Here is a 338-nt window from a genome sequence, read left to right as displayed (position 1 = left end):
GTCTTGGTTTTGGCTTTCCTGCCAGTTACTTCATAGATTCCAGAATGGCGTCCGCCAGTGCTTCCAGCTCAGTGCGCTTGTCCGTGCCCATGGACGAGGCGAGGCTGAGCCGCTCGTAGAGCACCGTCATGTTCTTAAGCTCATTGTTGACGAATTTCTGCATGAGGTCACCGGACTTCACCGCCCATGAGCCGTTTTCAATGATGGCAAAGGTGCGGTTTTGCAGATTAAGTGCCTTCATATCCATGAGGAAGTCATGCATGGCAGGGTAGATGCCGAGGTTGTAGGTCACAGAGGCCAGGACAATTTGACTGTACTTAAACGCCACGGAGATAAGC

General features: G+C 52.1%; 1 pseudogene. It reads right to left on the bottom strand.

Annotated elements, in window-relative coordinates:
• Positions 1-25 precede the first annotated feature (25 nt).
• A pseudogene (locus P0G09_RS16350) lies at positions 26-338 on the bottom strand (FprA family A-type flavoprotein); the annotation flags it as partial.

The sequence above is a fragment of the Faecalibacterium sp. DFI.5.82 genome (assembly GCF_029076575.1).
In the GTDB taxonomy this organism is placed as follows: Bacteria; Bacillota; Clostridia; order Oscillospirales; family Ruminococcaceae; genus Faecalibacterium; species Faecalibacterium duncaniae.
Note: the sequence above shows the minus strand (reverse complement) of the source record. Positions and strands in the feature narration are given on the sequence as shown.